Consider the following 15,231-nt stretch of genomic DNA (forward strand, 5'->3'; position numbering starts at 1 on the left):
CGGAACGGACGTGCGGTACGCAGACGGGCGTACGGTCCGCCAGGCCCGTCGCCGTCCTGGATTTGCCGGTCCGGCAACAGCGGTGGCGTGTCCGGTATGCGATGGGCAACGGTGGGTTCGTGACTGAAAACATCGCATGGGCGACGTCCGCCACCGACATCTTCCCGACCGCCGACGGATACGTCGGAGACCCCGCGGTGCGGGCGGAGTGGGACAACAGGTACGCCGACCGGCAACAGCTGTGGAGCGGTCGGCCCAACGGCGCGCTCGTGGCCGAGGTCGCCGGGCTCACCCCGGGACGGGTCCTCGACGTCGGCTGCGGCGAGGGCGCGGACGCCGTCTGGCTCGCGCGCGGCGGCTGGGACGTGACGGCCCTGGAGGTCTCGGGCGTGGCCCTGGAGCGGGCGGCCGGACACGCCCGCGACGCCGGCGTCGACATCCGCTGGGTCCACGCCACCCTGACGGAGGCGGCGCTTCCCCCGGCCTCGTACGACCTGGTCTCCGCTCAGTACCCGGTGCTGCTGCGCACTCCCGACCGCGTGGCCGAGCACGCGCTGCTCTCGGCCGTCGCGGTCGGCGGCGTACTGCTGCTCGTCCACCACGCGGGAATGGAGTCCCAGCAGGTGAACGAGACCGGCTTCGACCCGGCCGACTACGTCTGGCCGTCCATGGTCGTGCCGCTGCTCGGCGACGACTGGGCGGTGGAGGTGGACGAGCAGCGGCCGCGGGTGTCCCCGGAGGGCGGCGCCGGCGCGCACCACACGGACGACGTGGTCCTGCGCGCCCGCCGACTGCGCTGAGCCGCTCCTGCGGACCGGGACCGCCACCGGCGCGGGAACGGTCCGCAGACACGGTCGACCCGTCTCCCCGAGGCGCACCCGGACCGGCTGCGCCTCCCGGCGCGTACGGGTCGATCAGCCGAAGGCCTTGACCGCCTGGTAGTAGGTCCACGCCGTGCTGTTGCACGTCGTCTTCGTGGCGCCGCTGTAGTTGAGGCACACGCGCTTGAGGTCCTCGTACAGGGCGCTGTCCAGACGGGCCTTGTTGGCGCTGAAGGTGCCGGCGGCCTTGTAGTTGCGGTAGCCGAAGTCATGCCGGGCGCACGACGCCGAGAAGGGGAAGCCCAGGGGGTTGTCCGGCGAGGTGGAGCAGTAGTCGGTGGACCAGTCGAAGCCGTAGGCGGACCAGGCGCCCTGATTGGCTCGGGCCGCGGCCCAGAGGTTGTAGCTCGACGCGCTGGTCTGCGTCCAACTGGAGAGCACCTGGGGCTTGTCGGCAGGGGCCGCCGTGGCGACAGTGGCGGTGGCGACGGTGGTGAACAGAGCGAGGGCCGAGGCGGACAGGCCGACGGCAAGCCTTTGGTGCATCCCACACCTCCATAGGACTGCCGCCCGACGATCGGGCGGCAGGTACATGACAAAATGATCGACGGGGCGACAGCGTTTGTACAGACCTTTGCGCGTCGGCCTTGCCGCGGAGTCGTGGGCGCAACCGCCCCGCCGGGCGGACGGCGCCGGGCTCGGCATCCTCCGCGCTTGTGACGACCCTCCGGGGTTGAGAACATGCCGCCCATGTCCAGTTCAGTGGTGACCGAAGACGACTTCGAGGTGCGCGAGTTCCGCGGTCATGGCCGGGTCGACATCCTCAGCGCGGTGGACCCCGTGTCGCTCCAGGCCGGTCCGGTCAGGAAAGCCGGCTTCAAGGACGCGCTGGCCTCAGCTGTGCGGACAGCCACGACAGGTGTGTTCACCCACGACGTCGAAGTGTCCCTGGTGTGGTACATCGAGGAGTCCCGCCGCTATCAGACCCATCTGGTGGCGGACATCGACAACGTCCTCAAGCCGATCCTCGATGCGGTCACGGGGCTCGACGGCATCATGATCGATGACAATCAGGTTCAGTCGATCCGCGCTTCCTGGATGACCCCCGGACCGCGGGCAGGCTTTGAACTGCAGTTCACGGCGTTGAGGGCTGACGACTACCTGTCCCGCGAAGGGCTGTCCTTCGTGGAGTTCGGTGCAGACCGCTGTTACCTCCTGCCGAGGGCCGAGAGATCCGTTCAGGCGGTCATCGTGCGGGCATATCGCGAGGCACTGGCAGGACACCGTCACATGCTGGACACGGGAATCTCCGAGGACGTCGCACGGAGCGTTCTCCCGTCGGTACGGCCGTTTCCGCGTGCGCGGCTCGGCCAGTTCGAGGTGCGCCGCCAGGAGGATTTCTGACGGCGTCGCACCTGCCGTTCCACGAGCCGGTGCGGATCACCGGCTCGTCAACCGAACCCACTCACCGAGCGGATGCCGCAGGGCTCGGTGCCGTCGGTTCCGGATCGCCTCCCACCAGCTCCGGTGCGCGAAGCATCTCCGGGGGGATGCCCCACGCGTCGACGAGGTCGACCGCGAGGGGCCGGACCTTGCGGCAGAGGTCGTTCACCTCGCGGGTGATCGCTTTGGAGCGCTGTACGGTCAGCCGGCCGTGCTCCATGAACCAGGCCCGGTCCGCCTCGATCGTCGACAGGGCGCACAAGTCGCACAGCAGAGCCAGCGCTTCCCTCTCCCCGCCCTCGGGCATCGCGCGCACCTTGTCGACGAAGGCCTCCGCCACCAGCCGCTCCACGTGCGCGCGGGCGAGCGCGATGACGTGGTCCTGCACCTGCGAGAACACGGCGCCGGGAGCGCGCTTCTGATCCGTCCCGCGCTTGATGCGGCGCGCCACGCCGGCGAGCATGTGCTCCTCCCGGAAGCGGAGCATGGCGAGCTGGTACTCCGGGTCGAGCAGCCCGGCCTCCCGGTCCCACTCGTCGCCGCCGGGCAGGAGATCCCGTACCCGCTCCAGCAGCTTGTGGGCGGAGGTCCGCTCGATGACCGTCTCCACGGCGAGTCCGGTGACGTAACGGACCACACCCAGCTGGTCGAGGTCCTCGAACTCGCTCGCGTGATCGGTGAGCAGCCCCTTGGCCACGAGCTGCAGCAGGACGTGGTTGTCGCCCTCGAAGGTGGTGAAGACGTCGCTGTCGCTCTTGAGCGCGGCGAACCGGTTGACGGCGAGGTAGCCGGCGCCGCCGCACGCCTCGCGGCACTCCTGGACGACCCGGGTGGCGTGCCAGGTGCCGAGTGCCTTCAGACCCGCGGCCCGTGACTCGAGCCGCCGCCGCGCCGGGGCGTCGTCCTCGGCGCCGGAGAAGACCTCGTGCAGGTGCGAGCGCACCACGTCCTGCGCGAAGTGCAAGGCGTACGTCCGGGCGATGAGCGGAAGCAGCCGGCGCTGGTGCAGGCCGTAGTCGAGGAGCACCTGCTCCTCGGCGTCCGCCGAGGCCGCGAACTGCCGCCGCCGCACGGCGTACTTCGTCGCCACGGCGAGGGCGACCTTGGCGACGCCGATCCCGGCACCGGCGACGCTGACCCGGCCCTGCACGAGCGTGCCGAGCATGGTGAAGAAGCGCCGGTCGGGGTTGGCGATGGAGCTCTCGTACACGCCGTCGGGGCTGACGTCGGCGAACCTGTTCAGGAGCGCCTCGCGCGGCACCCGCACCCCGTCGAACCAGATACGGCCGTTGTCCACGCCGTTGAGGCCCATCTTGCGTCCGTCGTCCTCGATCCGGACGCCCGGCGCCACCTCGCCCGCGACCCGCAGGGGCACGACGAAGGCGTGCACGCCCTCGGACCTCCCGTCCACCTCCAGCCGGGCGAAGACGACCGCGAGCTCCGCGTGGCGGGCGGCGTTGCCGATGTAGTCCTTCCGCGCCTGGTCGCCCTGCGTGGTGATGACGAACTCCTGACGCGCGGCGTCGTACCGCGCGACGGTACCGAGTGCCTGCACGTTGGAGCCGTGCCCGGTCTCCGTCATGGCGAAGCAGCCCATCAGCTCACCGGTGATCAGACCCGGCAGGTAGGCCTCGTGGTGGCGCTCGGTGCCCAGGTGCAGGATCGCGCCGCCGAAGAGCCCGAACTGCACCCCGACCTTCACCAGCACCGACAGATCACCGAAGGCCAGCGTCTCGAACGCGGCGATCGAGGCTCCGACGTCGCCACCCCCGCCGTACGCCTCCGGGAAGCCCATGCCGGTCTGGCCGGTCGCGGCCATCTCGACGACGACCTCACGCACCCGCTCGCGGAACGCGTCGACTCCGAGGTCGTCGGCCTCCTCGAGGACGGAGGCGTACCTCGCCAGGTTGGTCCTGACGAGGCCGCGGATCCCGGCGTACTCGCCGTCGAGCACCGCGCCCAGTCTCCGGACGTCGATGGCGGGCTGCACGTAGCCGGTCGTGGCGGGGGATGCGTTGTCGGTGGCCATGCCGCTTCGCTACCCCGCCGCGAAAGGATCAACCGGGGACGATCGAGTGGCGGATCTGGCGTGGAGCGACAGGGGGGCGTGCTCCTCACGTAGGCCGTGAGGGGTGTGCGAACCGGACATTCCCCGTACGGCCCGGACGGCCCCGCACGCCCCCGGCCTGCGCCGCCTTCGAGAAGACGGAACGGATCCGGCCGAGGCGCATCGGAGTGCGCCCCCCGTGCGCCCGCTGCCCCGTTCCCCCCTGTGTGGCCGGGGCAGAGGGGTGAGGGTGTCTGCTCGCGTCGTGCACCCCGGCACGGCGGAGGACCGAAGGGGTGGGAATGATACGGGTGACGGTGGTCTACGAGGAGCGGCTCCTGCGTTCCGCGCTCGAGGAACTGCTGCGGTCGAACGGCGTCCAGGTCGTCTCCTCGCTGCCCCGATGGCCCCACGGCCCGGCCGCCGAGAGATCGGAGACGGACGTGTACGTCGCCGACGCCGAGTGTCTGCCACCCACCGCCGTGGCGCCCGCGACCGCGTCCGTGCCCCCGCGCGGAGCGGGCACCGCGGGCCGCTCCGCTCTGCTGGCCCTCGTCCCGGGGCAGCGGCCCGGGGTGCTGCGACGGGCCCACGCGGCGGGCGCGGTCGGCTTCGTCGACAAGGACAGCCCCAAGGGCCGATTACTGGAGGCCGTCCACCGGCTGGCCAAGGGGGAGCGCTTCATCGACGACACGCTGGCGCTCGGATTCCTCCAGGCGGCGGAGATGCCCTTGACCCGGCGTGAGCTGAGCGTCCTCTCGCTGGCCGCCAACGGAGCACCGATCGCCGAGATCGCCGCGACGCTGTTCCTGTCGAAGGGAACCGTCCGCAACTACATGGCGAGCGTCATCCGCAAGGTCGGCGCCCGCAACCGCGTGGACGCCATCCGGATCGCCCAGGGCGCCGGGTGGACGTGACCGCCGCCGCGTGACGTCGCCGCGGTGCCGGCCGCTCATCCGCCGGCACCGCCCCAGTGCCCCGTCAGGTCGCGGTAGAGAGCGGACCGTACGAGCAGCTCCGCGTGCGTTCCGTGCTGGGCCCGGGTGCCGTCGACGACGAGGATCCGGTCGGCCCGGAGCGCGGACGACAACCGGTGGGCCACGACGACCAGGGTCCCGGGGCGGGCGCTCAGGGCGTGTTCGGCCGTCGCCTCCGCGACGGGATCCAGGTGGCAGGTCGCCTCGTCCAGCAACAACAGCGGGGCGGGTGCCAGATAGGCGCGCCCGAGGGCGATCGACTGGCGTTCGCCGAGGGAGAGGGCGTCGGGCGCCAGCGTACGGTCGAGCCCGCCCACCCGGTCGACGAGCGGCCCCAGGGCGAGCGCGTCCACGGCCCGGTCGACAGCGGACCGGTCGGTCTCGGGCCGACCGGTCCCGGGCCGCAGATAGAGCAGGTTGTCCCGCAGCGTGCCGGTGAAGACGTACGCCTCCTGGGGGAGCAGCACGCGCAGGGCGGCGAGTTCCGGCGGGCCGCAGGCTCCGGCGGCGCGTCCGAGGAGTCGTACGTCGCCCTGTTCGGGCGTCAGCAGGCCCGCCGCCACGTGCAGGAGGGTCGACTTGCCGATGCCGCTCGGGCCGACGACCGCGAGGTGCTCCCCCTGCTCGACGGTGAGTTCCAGATCGTCGAGCACGGGGCGGGCACCGGGACCGTACGCGGCCCGTACGCGGTGCAGCTCCAGGGCCGCCGTCGTCCGGCCCGTGCGGGCCGGGCCGGGTGCGGGTGCGGACGGGGGCGGGGGTGCGGCGGGCAGTGGCCGGGTGAGCCGGTCGAGGATGACGTAGAGCCGCGCGCCGGCGGCTCCCAGGACGGTCATGAGCGTGTGCAGGGCGGGGAGCAGGGACTGCAGGACGTAGGTCAGCGCCCCCACGACGGCGCCCGCGGTCACGCCCTGACGGAGGAGCCACGGGGTGGCCGCGAGCAGCAGGAAGACGGGCAGCTGCCCCGCCGTCGCCACGGAGAGCGTGCGGACGGACGCCCAGCGGGCCAGGGCGCGCTGGGCGGCCGCGGCCTCGGCGACGGCACGGCGGTTCACCGCGGCGGTCGCCTCCTGGGCGCCGAGAGCGACGGTGTCCCGCAGGGCGTCACGGGTGATCTCGGCGCGGCGGCCGACGACCTCGTCGGCGTCTAGGTAGCGGTGCTGGGCCCGTGCCATGGGCCGCAGGGATGCCGTGAACAAGGCCAGGCCCAGCGCCAGGGGAGGGAGCACGACCAGGAGGAACTGCGGTGCTAGGGACAGCAGTCCGACGAGGGCCCCCGCGGCGACGAAGACGAAGGAACGGGTGGCGAGCACTAGGCCGGCGAAGCTGTCCCGGGCGATCTCGGTCTGGCTCGTCAGCCGGGACACCGCGGTGGCGTCCGCGCCACCGCCCGCGCTCGTGGCCGCACGCAGCGCCCGCGTCACCGACTCCCGTACGAGGTGGTCGCGCAGGGTCTCCGTGAGGTGGGGGAGTTGGGCGAAGACTCCCCGGACGACCGGAGCGCCGAGGACGATGGCGACGGCGGCCCCCACCAGCCAGAGGAGCCCCGTCCGTGGGGAGCCCCGCATGAACCCGTCGTCGAGGGAGCGGGCCACGCAGTAGCCGCCCAGGAACGTCTGGGCGGACTCGGCGAGAGACCACGCCGCCAGTCTCACCAGCACGCCCTTGCGCCGGAGCAGGAGGGACCGGACCGGGGATGTGACGCGCCGAGACCCGTCCGCGACTCCCGGGGCGGACGCCGCCGTCGGCGCCGTCGGCGCCGTCAGATCGTGCGTCCGGCCCGTGCCGGGCGCCGCTGTCACTCGCCCGCCCCCGCCCCCGCCGCAGGCGCCATGGCGCCCGGCCGGGAGGTCTCCGCCAGGAACACCGCACGGTAGTCCGGGTCCTCCCACAGCAGGGGGTGCGGTCCACAGCCCCGTACGCGGCCCGCCTCCATCCAGACCACCCGGTCCGCCCGGGCGGCTGTGGACACCCGGTGGGCGACGATCAGCCTGGTGCACGGGCGGGGTGACGCCGCGAGGGCGAGTTCCACCTGCCGCTCGGTGGCCGTGTCGAGGCTCGACGTCGCGTCGTCGAGGATCATCAGACGTCCACGGCCGATGAACGCCCGCGCCAGTCCCAGACGTTGCGCTTCGCCGCCGGACAGCGGGGCCTCGTCCACGGGGGTCCCGTAGCCCAGGGGCAGCAGCCGTACGAAGGTGTCGGCGCACGCGGCCGCCGCAGCTTCCCGGACCCCCTCCGCCGTGGCGGGACCGTGGCGGGGACCGACCCCGGCGGCCACCGCGGCGCCGACCGTGACCGTGGCACCGCCGTCGAACACGGGGCGCGCGAAGGCGTACGCGATCGCCCCGCGCAGCTCCGCGGACGACAGGTCGGCCAGGTCGACACCGTCGAGGAGGACCTGTCCGGCGTCGGGGTCGGTCAACCGGCCCGCGACGGACGCCAGGGTGGACTTGCCCGCTCCGGAGCGGCCCACGACGGCGACCGTCGACCCGCCGCCCAGGGCGAGCGTCACGTCCGCGATCAGGGGGACGCCCCCGCGCACCACGCGCACCCCCCGTAGCTCCAGGGCACCGGGCCCGTCGGCCGGCAGGACGGCGGAGCCGTACGACATCGGTGTCAGCCGCGCGAGTTCGGTGGTGCGGCGGGCCGCGGCGCGGGCTCGGACCAGGGTGCCGAGCGGCGCCGCGATCCCGCCGATCCCGGCGGCGAGTGCCGCGTACCGGGACGCGGCCAGCAGTTCGCCCACACTGACGTCCCCGGCGGCGAGACCGGCGCCCGCCACCGCGACGACGGCCGTGGTGAGCAGCGGGAGCAGGACGCCGCTGCGGGCCACGGCGCGGCCGTGGACGAGCCACATGCGCGTGCCGTGCCGGGTCAGCTCGGGAAGCGGGGCGAGGACGCGCTCCTCCTCGCGGCGGGCCGTGTCGGCGGCGGCGATGGTACGGGCGCCGCCGAGTGCTTCGGCCAGCCGGGTCGCGATGGACGCCTGAGCCCGCTGGTACCGGGCGACCGAGTCCGAGGACTGCGTGGCGAACGCGCGCAGCAGCAGCAGGAGCAGCGGCAGACCGGCGGCGAAGACGACCGCGGTCCAGGGGTGGATGAGTGCCAGGGCGACGAGCGCCCCGATCGGTACGAGTACGGACGACACCGAGGTCGCGAGGGCCGCCGGGGCGGTGCCGCTGTCGGTGGCGTTGACGCACAGCCGGGCGGCGACGTCGCCGCCCGAGAGGTGTGCGGCACGGTGGGGCGCGGTCCCGAGGAGGCCGCCCAGCGCGCGCAGCCGGTACCAGGAGGTGGCGCGGGCGTTGGAGAGCTGGGTCAGGAGCACGGCGCCGGTCTCGTTGAGGATCTCGGCGACGAGGAGCACCGCGGTCCACACGAGCCACGTCTCCGCGCCGGGCCGGTGGCGCAGCAGCATGTCCAGGGTCCTGCCGGCGAGCGCGGGTACGGCGAGCGAGCAGGCGGCGCCGACGACCGAGCAGAGCAGCAGCGCCGCGGTGAGGCCCGCGGTGTGCCGTACGGCGCCGGCGAACAGCCGGTCGGAGCCGGTCGGCCAGGCCATCCGATGCCCTCTCTTCTCCTACGGGAGCGGCCTTCTCGCGGGGCGGCGGGTGTGCGGCCCCGGCGGCGGGGCCACGGGGTGCCGCCCCGACGGCCGGTGCCCCGGGAGCAGCGCTCCAGGGGCACCGTGACTCCACACCGGCGCTCGGGGCGCCGTGCGGGAAGCCGGATGGGGTCAGTTACAGGTCGTCACGCTGAGGCTGCTGTCGCCGCAGAGCAGGAGGCTCGCGCGGCTGCCGGTCTCGACGTCGCCGATGGCCTCGTCCTTGGGGGTCTCCAGCGACTGAAGGTCGAACAGGTTCATGATCGTTGCCTTTCGTAGAGGACGGTTGTGCGGGACGACCCCGTCACGGGGCCGGTTCGTGGGGCCGCGGGAGCGGCGGGAGGAACGGCAGGTGGGCCGGGCGGTCGCCCAGCGCCGCCGCGAGGGCCAGCAGGACACCCGCGGTGCCGGTGGAGAGGTCCATGGAGAGGCGCATCATCTGCTCGCCGGGGAAGGCGAGATGGCCCTGGTAGGTCATGGCGTGCCAGGTGAGGCATCCCACCTGTCGGCGTACGTCCTCGGGGGTCGTACCGGGCCCGCCGGCGTTCGTACGAGCGAGGTGGAGGACCATGCCGGCGACGCCGCGGAAGAGACCCGGCTGGGCGTAGAAGGTGGCCTGCGCCGCCCGCACGATGTCGTGTCGCGCCCGGTCCAGGGCATCGTCGTGCCGGTGGAGCAGGTAGTCGTCGATCACCATGCCGATGCCCACGCTTCCTGCGCCGAGGTACGGCATCGTGCGCCAGCCCTCGTCGACCTGGAGGGTCCCGGAGGCGCCGCGGACGCAGCGGGAGAGGTCGTCGTGGAGCGCGTCGGCGGCGAGGTCGAGCAGCGCGGAGTCCCGCGTGCGTTCGTAGAGCCGTATGAACAGCAGGGCCCGCCCGGCACCGCCGTGCAGCAGCCCCGTCCGCACCTTGCCCGACGCGGCCCCCGTCGTCCGGGCGGACGCCCCGAGGGGGCGGGCCGACAGCTCGGCGCAGCGCAGGGCCGCCGCGTGGAGGCCGCTCTCACCGGTGGTGGTGGCCAGGGCGTCCAGGGCGAGGCCGATACCGGCCGTCCCGCCGTGCAGGTCGGGCGCGAGGGCGTCGAAGTCCTGTTCCTGGACGAGTGCGGCCAGGTCGAGCGCGGCGGCCGCGTGCCCGAGCCGGTCGAGGGTCCAGGCGACTCCGGTCAGCCCGTCGTAGAAGCCGAGCGGCGTGCCGGAGTCGGGTCGCTTGGCGTGCCGCAGCAGCCCGTCCTCGGCCTCCGGACATCGTGGGCCCCCGCTCTCGCGCAGGGCGTACAGCACTCCGGCGGTGCCGTGGCCCACGGTCATGCCGCCGCCGGCGGTGGCGAACTGGGCGATGTCGCCGGGGAAGAACCGGTCCTCCCGCTCGGGCGTCGCCGATGCCATGACGGCGCGTACCAGGGAGTCCCGGGCCGCCGGCCAGTCTCCCGGCTTCACGGGCAGGAACCGGGTGCGGTCCGAGGGGCGTTCAGGTGCCGGTCCCCTCAGGCCGGGCGGGTCGCCGGCCGGATCGCGCAGGATCTCCCGCACCGCCTCGTCCAGGAAACCGGGCGGCAGCGGGAACCGCGCCGCCGCCGCCTCCGCGAGATGCGCGGCCTTGGCCCGGTCGACGGCCAGCAGACTCGTGAGCGGGATGAACAGGGCGATCCGGAGGCACGCGAGGGCGTAACGGTCCACGTCGAAGCCGCGTCGGTCGGCCGGTGCCACGAACGCCGGGTTGGCGACGGTCTGACGACCGCCCTCCGCGGCGGGCTTGGCCGCCTCGAAGTCCAGGAGCGTCACCGAGGACTCGTCCTCGGACACCATGATGTTGAACAGGTGCAGGTCGTTGAAGACGATCCCGCGTGCGTGCACGTCGGCCACGGCCCGCTCGACGAGCCCGTGGATCCGCAGGGCCCACTCCGTGTACTCGGCGATCCTCTCGGCCGACGGCTCGGCCTCCATCAGCGGATGCCTCCGCGCGAAGAAGGTGTTGAGCGGCTTGCCCTCGACGAACTCCAGGGCCAGGAAGTGGTGCTCGCCGATCGTGAAGCTGTCGAGGACCTCCGGCGTGCAGGGGAGCCCCGACAGCTGCCGAAGCGCGTCGCGTTCGCGGTGCAGCCGGGTCACTGCGTCCGCCCCGTCCGCGGCGAGCCCGGCGTACGGGCGGGCCTCCTTGAGGACGACCCGTCGGCCGGTCCGCCGGTGCCGGGCCTCGTACACCCCGCCGCCGTTGGAGAAGTGCAGCGCCTTCTCGATCTCGTACGGCATGTCCGCCACGGTCACCGCGGCCCTCGCCGCGAGGTGCGGGCGCACGAAGGCGGGTGGCGTCACCCACTCGGGCAGGTGGAACACGGGACCGCGCCGATCGGGTACGAGCGTGCCGGAGCCGTCCTCGAGGGCCGGCCGCAGTTCCCCGTGCTCGTCGTAGCAGTGGCGGAGGGTGAAGCTTCCGTACCGCAGGTGTACGGGGCCCCGGCCCCATCGCAGGTCGCTCAGGATGTAAGGACCGGGCTCGCCGTCAAGGAGGCCCGCCAGGTCGGTGGCCACCCGCTCGCACTGCCGGTCGTCGGCCGGGTAGACGGTGATGAACTTGCCGCTCGCGGAGCGGTCCGCGTACTTGGCGTTGCGCTGGTGCAGCAGATAGCGGCTGGGGACGAACTTGAACGCCACGACCTGCTCCAGGCAGTACGCGCGGACCGTGGCGAGGACCGCCTCCGCGTTGTCGAGCCCGGCCGAGACGTGGATCTTCCAGCCCTGCGAAGGGAGCGTGTGGTCCAGGGGACGCAGGGCGAGCCAGTCGCCCGTCCGGTGCGAGGTCCAGCCCTCGGGTACCGGGAGGGTCGCCGCCCGGTAGAGGGAGCCGCTCCCGGACCCGGCGAAGACCAGACGGTGCGGCGCGTCGTAGAAGTGACGGTCGGCGTCGCAGAACACCGCGTACCCCTTGTTCACTGCGCACTCCCTCGGTCGATGACGGACACGACGTTGTCACGGCCCCCACGGGCCCCGACAGTCGCCGCTGTCACCTTCCGTATGTGCGGAACGCACGGGTCACCAGGGCGCCGCGCACACCCTCCTGGTCGCGCGGGTCGCGCCGACGTCCCCCGGCGGCAGCGGCTCCCCCTTCTCGCGTCGAGAATCGGTCGTACTGAATGACCGTTCGGTAAACCTCACACGTCCCTGGGCAGGCCGGCGGCCATGACGGGCCCGCGCGGGGGCGGGTGCGGACCAGTGCCGGAACCGCCCCGGACCGGCTCTGACCTGCTGCACACCTGTGCGAGCGCCGGTATACGGGGGGCGGTGTCCGAATAGCGACCGCGAACTTGTCATCGCTCTGCGTGTCAGACACGCTCCGAGGCGTACGCAAGGTGGTTATCTGAAGGTTGAAACCACCACTGGTCTTCGAATCGAAAGTGAGTCTCCGTCATGCTTCGCGGTTTCGTTGCAGCTTCCACGTCCGCCCTTCTTCTCCTCACCGGCGCCGCCGGTGTCGCGGAAGCCCGGACCGACAGCCTCTACGCGCCCTCCGCGCTCGTACTGAGCGTCAGCAAGGGCGCCGACGCGAGCGCTGCCACCGTCCTGCGCGCCGTGACGCTCAGCTGCGCGCCGACCGCGGCCGGAACGCACCCGGCCCCCGAGGCCGCCTGCGCCGAACTCAAGGCGACCTCGCCGGGCGGCGCCTTCGACGGTCTGCTCGCCTCCCCGAACCCGGACCGGATGTGCCCGCAGCACTTCGACCCGGTCACCGTCAGCGTGGACGGGGTGTGGGAGGGGGCCCGCACCTCATGGACCCACACCTTCGCCAACACCTGCACCATGGGTGCCACCCTGAACGGCGGGGCGGCCTTCGCCTTCTGACAGCCGCGGGCGCCGCGAGGGGCGGCCGGGCTCCGAGCGCACTGCGGCCGCGAGCGCTCGGAAGGATGATGGAGGCATGGAAGGGCTGCCGTTCACGCCTCCCGTCGGGGCGGACGAAGGCGGGCATCTCGGACCGCCCCCGGCCGCCTTCGCCCTGCTTGCCGCGGACGGAGTGCTCGTCGGGTGGAGTCGCGAGGCCGAGGCCCTCCTGGGATACACGGCGTCGCAGGTACGGGGACGCCGGGCGGTGGACCTGATCGCCACCCCGCACGCCGGCCGCGACGGACCGGACGAGCCGCGGTGGGACCGGCGGCCGCGGCTCGGTGGCGCACGCAGTGCCGTCGTGGACGTGCGCCACCGCGGCGGAGGCACCGTACGCGTGGCCGTGACCCTGCATCCCCTGACCCCCGCCCCCGACGCGGCCTCCTCGGGGCAGGCCCCCCACGCCGTCCTCATGGCGACCGAGCTGGAGAGGCTGCGCTGGTGGGAGACCCGACAGGCGATGCTGGAGGGGCTCGTCACCCAGTCGCCGGTGACCCTGACCATCTACGGACCCGGCGCGCGCCTGTTGTGGGCCAACGCATCCAGCGTCCGGGAGCTCGGCGGCGACCTCACCACCTCGCTCGGCCGCTCCATGACGGAACTCTTTCCCGGTGACGTCCTCACCGCCCAGCACCTGGCGCCGCCGGAGGACCTCTTCCGACAGATCCTGGAGACCGGTGAGCCGGTCATCGACGTGCACTTCCGAGGGCGCGCTCCGGCCGACCCCCGGCGTGAGCACGTCTGGTCCTCGTCCTACTTCCGGTTGGTGGACGGCCGGGGAGAGCCGGTGGGCGTGTGCGAGCAGTCCATCGACGTCACCGACCACTACCGTGCGCAGCAGCGCCTCGCCCTCCTCGCGGAGGCCGGCGCGCGGATCGGGTCGACACTCGATCCGTCCGGAACGGCGGCGGAGCTCGCCAAGATCGCCGTACCGCAGTACGCCGACGCCGTGTCCGTCGACGTGGCGGCAGGAGTGCTCGACGGAGAGGAACCGAAGCCCGTCACGGCATGGGACCTCGTACGCGTGGCGGATTCCGACGGGGATCCCTCCCGGGTGGGCGAGCGGGTCGCGTACGCCGCCGGATCGGCGCAGGCCGAGAGCCTGGCCCAGGGCCGCCCGACCAAGGACGCCGTGGTTCCGCAGACAAGGCTGTATGTCCCGCTGATCGTGCGGGGGACGCCTCTGGGCCTCGTCACCTTCGTGCGGGGCGACGACGCGGAACCCTTCGACGACGGCGATCGGGCAGTGGCCGAGGAGCTGGCGTCGCGGACCGCCGTGTGCATCGACAACGCCCGGCGGTACCGCCGGGAGCACACCGCCGCGTTCATGCTCCAGCGCAGCCTGCTGCCACGATCGCTGCCCGAGCTGAGCGCGGTCGAGGCGGCGAGTCGCTACCTGCCGGCCGACAGCCACCTCGGCGCCGGCGGAGACTGGTTCGACGTCATACCGCTCTCAGGGGCACGTGTCGGACTCGTCGTGGGGGACGTCCCCGGCCACGGACTCGGGGCCGCTGCCACCATGGGGCGCCTGCGCGCGATGGTGCGGACCCTGGCCGAGCTGGACCTCGCGCCCGACGAACTCCTGGCCCGGCTGAACGATCAGGTCGGCAAGGACCCGTCGGACCAGGGCGGGACAGGCGCGGACGGCAGCGGCGCCGTCGGAGCGACGTGCCTCTACGGGATCTACGATCCGGCCTCCCGGACGAGCACCTGGGCGGCCGCCGGACACCAGCCGCCGGCGGTGGTGCAACCGCACGGCCCCGTCCGGTTCCTTCGTCTGCCACCGGGGCTTCCGCTGGGTGTGGGACGGCTTCCCTACGAGGGCGCGGAAGAGGAGCTCGCCGAGGGGAGCCTGGTCGTCCTGTTCACCGACGGCCTCGTGGAGGCCCGGGGGAAGGGCGCCGACGTGGGCCTGGACCGGTTGGCGACCGTACTCGGCGAGCAGCGGGGATCGTCGCCCGACCGATTGTGCGCCCAGACCGTCGCCGCGCTGGCATCGGACGAGGTGCGGGACGACGCGACGCTCCTCGTCGTGCGCACCCGTGCGCTGGGGACACGTCAGGTGGCGACCTGGGAGCTGCCCCCGGACCCCGCGCTCGTCGCACGCGCACGGACGATGGCCGCGGAGCAGCTGGGGCGGTGGGGACTGGACGATCTGGTCTTCACCACGGAGGTGGTGGTCAGCGAACTGGTCACCAACGCGATCCGTCACGCCTTCGGCCGGATCGGTCTGCGGCTGATCCGGGACCGTTCTCTCATCTGTGAGGTCTCCGACTCGCAGCACACCTCACCGCATGCCCGGTACGCCGGCAGCGACGAGGAGGGCGGACGTGGACTGTTCATGGTCGCCCAGCTCACCGAGCACTGGGGGACGCGGTACACGCCGGCAGGGAAGACGATCTGGGCGGAACAGGCCCTGCCCGTGGCGTGAGGGCCGCGCGCCGCCCCCGCGG

The 15,231-nt window shown here is 73.0% G+C and carries 11 protein-coding genes; 5 read left to right on the forward strand and 6 right to left on the reverse strand.

The genetic code is table 11. From position 1 onward, the window contains the following. Nucleotides 1-119: 119 nt before the first annotated feature. A complete protein-coding gene (locus AMK29_RS15615; protein ID WP_073813829.1) occupies nt 120-800 on the forward strand; it encodes a class I SAM-dependent methyltransferase in 681 nt (226 codons plus the stop codon). 114 nt (nt 801-914) lie between these two features. Here the strand turns inward: AMK29_RS15615 and AMK29_RS15620 are convergent, their stop codons facing one another. Further along, entirely contained in the window at nt 915-1,367 is a 453-nt protein-coding gene (locus AMK29_RS15620) for a phospholipase (protein ID WP_073813158.1), read from the reverse strand. Between the two features lie 204 nt (nt 1,368-1,571). Here AMK29_RS15620 and AMK29_RS15625 point away from each other — a divergent pair, with 204 nt between their 5' ends. Next, nucleotides 1,572-2,225: a RusA family crossover junction endodeoxyribonuclease gene (locus AMK29_RS15625; RefSeq protein WP_073813161.1), complete on the forward strand. Its 654-nt coding sequence runs from the start codon at nt 1,572-1,574 to the stop codon at nt 2,223-2,225. A gap of 61 nt (nt 2,226-2,286) precedes the next feature. Here the strand turns inward: AMK29_RS15625 and AMK29_RS15630 are convergent, their stop codons facing one another. Then, nucleotides 2,287-4,293 carry an acyl-CoA dehydrogenase family protein gene (locus AMK29_RS15630; RefSeq protein ID WP_073813164.1) on the reverse strand — a complete coding sequence of 669 codons (2,007 nt, stop codon included), beginning with the start codon at nt 4,291-4,293 and terminating at the stop codon, nt 2,287-2,289. A 320-nt stretch (nt 4,294-4,613) separates the two neighbouring features. Between AMK29_RS15630 and AMK29_RS15635 the strand changes: the two genes are divergently transcribed. Beyond that, the gene (locus AMK29_RS15635; RefSeq protein ID WP_073813166.1) at nt 4,614-5,228 is read left to right on the forward strand and encodes a response regulator transcription factor; all 615 of its coding nucleotides are present in this window, start codon (nt 4,614-4,616) and stop codon (nt 5,226-5,228) included. A gap of 35 nt (nt 5,229-5,263) precedes the next feature. Here the strand turns inward: AMK29_RS15635 and AMK29_RS15640 are convergent, their stop codons facing one another. The 4 genes from AMK29_RS15640 to lanKC all read right to left on the reverse strand — a co-directional run bounded on the left by AMK29_RS15640 (nt 5,264) and on the right by lanKC (nt 11,830). Then, the gene (locus AMK29_RS15640) at nt 5,264-6,949 is read right to left on the reverse strand and encodes an ABC transporter ATP-binding protein (RefSeq protein ID WP_338012732.1); all 1,686 of its coding nucleotides are present in this window, start codon (nt 6,947-6,949) and stop codon (nt 5,264-5,266) included. A gap of 137 nt (nt 6,950-7,086) precedes the next feature. Beyond that, entirely contained in the window at nt 7,087-8,853 is a 1,767-nt protein-coding gene (locus AMK29_RS15645) for an ATP-binding cassette domain-containing protein (protein ID WP_073813168.1), read from the reverse strand. Nucleotides 8,854-9,027: 174 nt separating this feature from the next. Then, a complete protein-coding gene (gene ramS / locus AMK29_RS15650) occupies nt 9,028-9,156 on the reverse strand; it encodes a mycelium formation morphogenetic lantipeptide SapB (protein ID WP_015037662.1) in 129 nt (42 codons plus the stop codon). Nucleotides 9,157-9,199: 43 nt separating this feature from the next. After that, entirely contained in the window at nt 9,200-11,830 is a 2,631-nt protein-coding gene (gene lanKC, locus AMK29_RS15655) for a class III lanthionine synthetase LanKC (RefSeq protein WP_073813169.1), read from the reverse strand. Between the two features lie 474 nt (nt 11,831-12,304). On the opposite strand from lanKC, the gene AMK29_RS15660 reads away from it, so the two are divergent. Together AMK29_RS15660 and AMK29_RS15665 are read left to right on the forward strand one after the other, a co-directional pair. Then, entirely contained in the window at nt 12,305-12,736 is a 432-nt protein-coding gene (locus tag AMK29_RS15660; protein ID WP_073813171.1) for a subtilase-type protease inhibitor, read from the forward strand. A gap of 76 nt (nt 12,737-12,812) precedes the next feature. Beyond that, nucleotides 12,813-15,209 (forward strand): SpoIIE family protein phosphatase, encoded by a 2,397-nt coding sequence (locus AMK29_RS15665; RefSeq protein WP_198942248.1) that lies wholly within the window; start codon nt 12,813-12,815, stop codon nt 15,207-15,209. Nucleotides 15,210-15,231 lie beyond the last annotated feature (22 nt).

The sequence above is a fragment of the Streptomyces sp. CB02261 genome (assembly GCF_001905665.1).
Classification (GTDB): domain Bacteria; phylum Actinomycetota; class Actinomycetes; order Streptomycetales; family Streptomycetaceae; genus Streptomyces.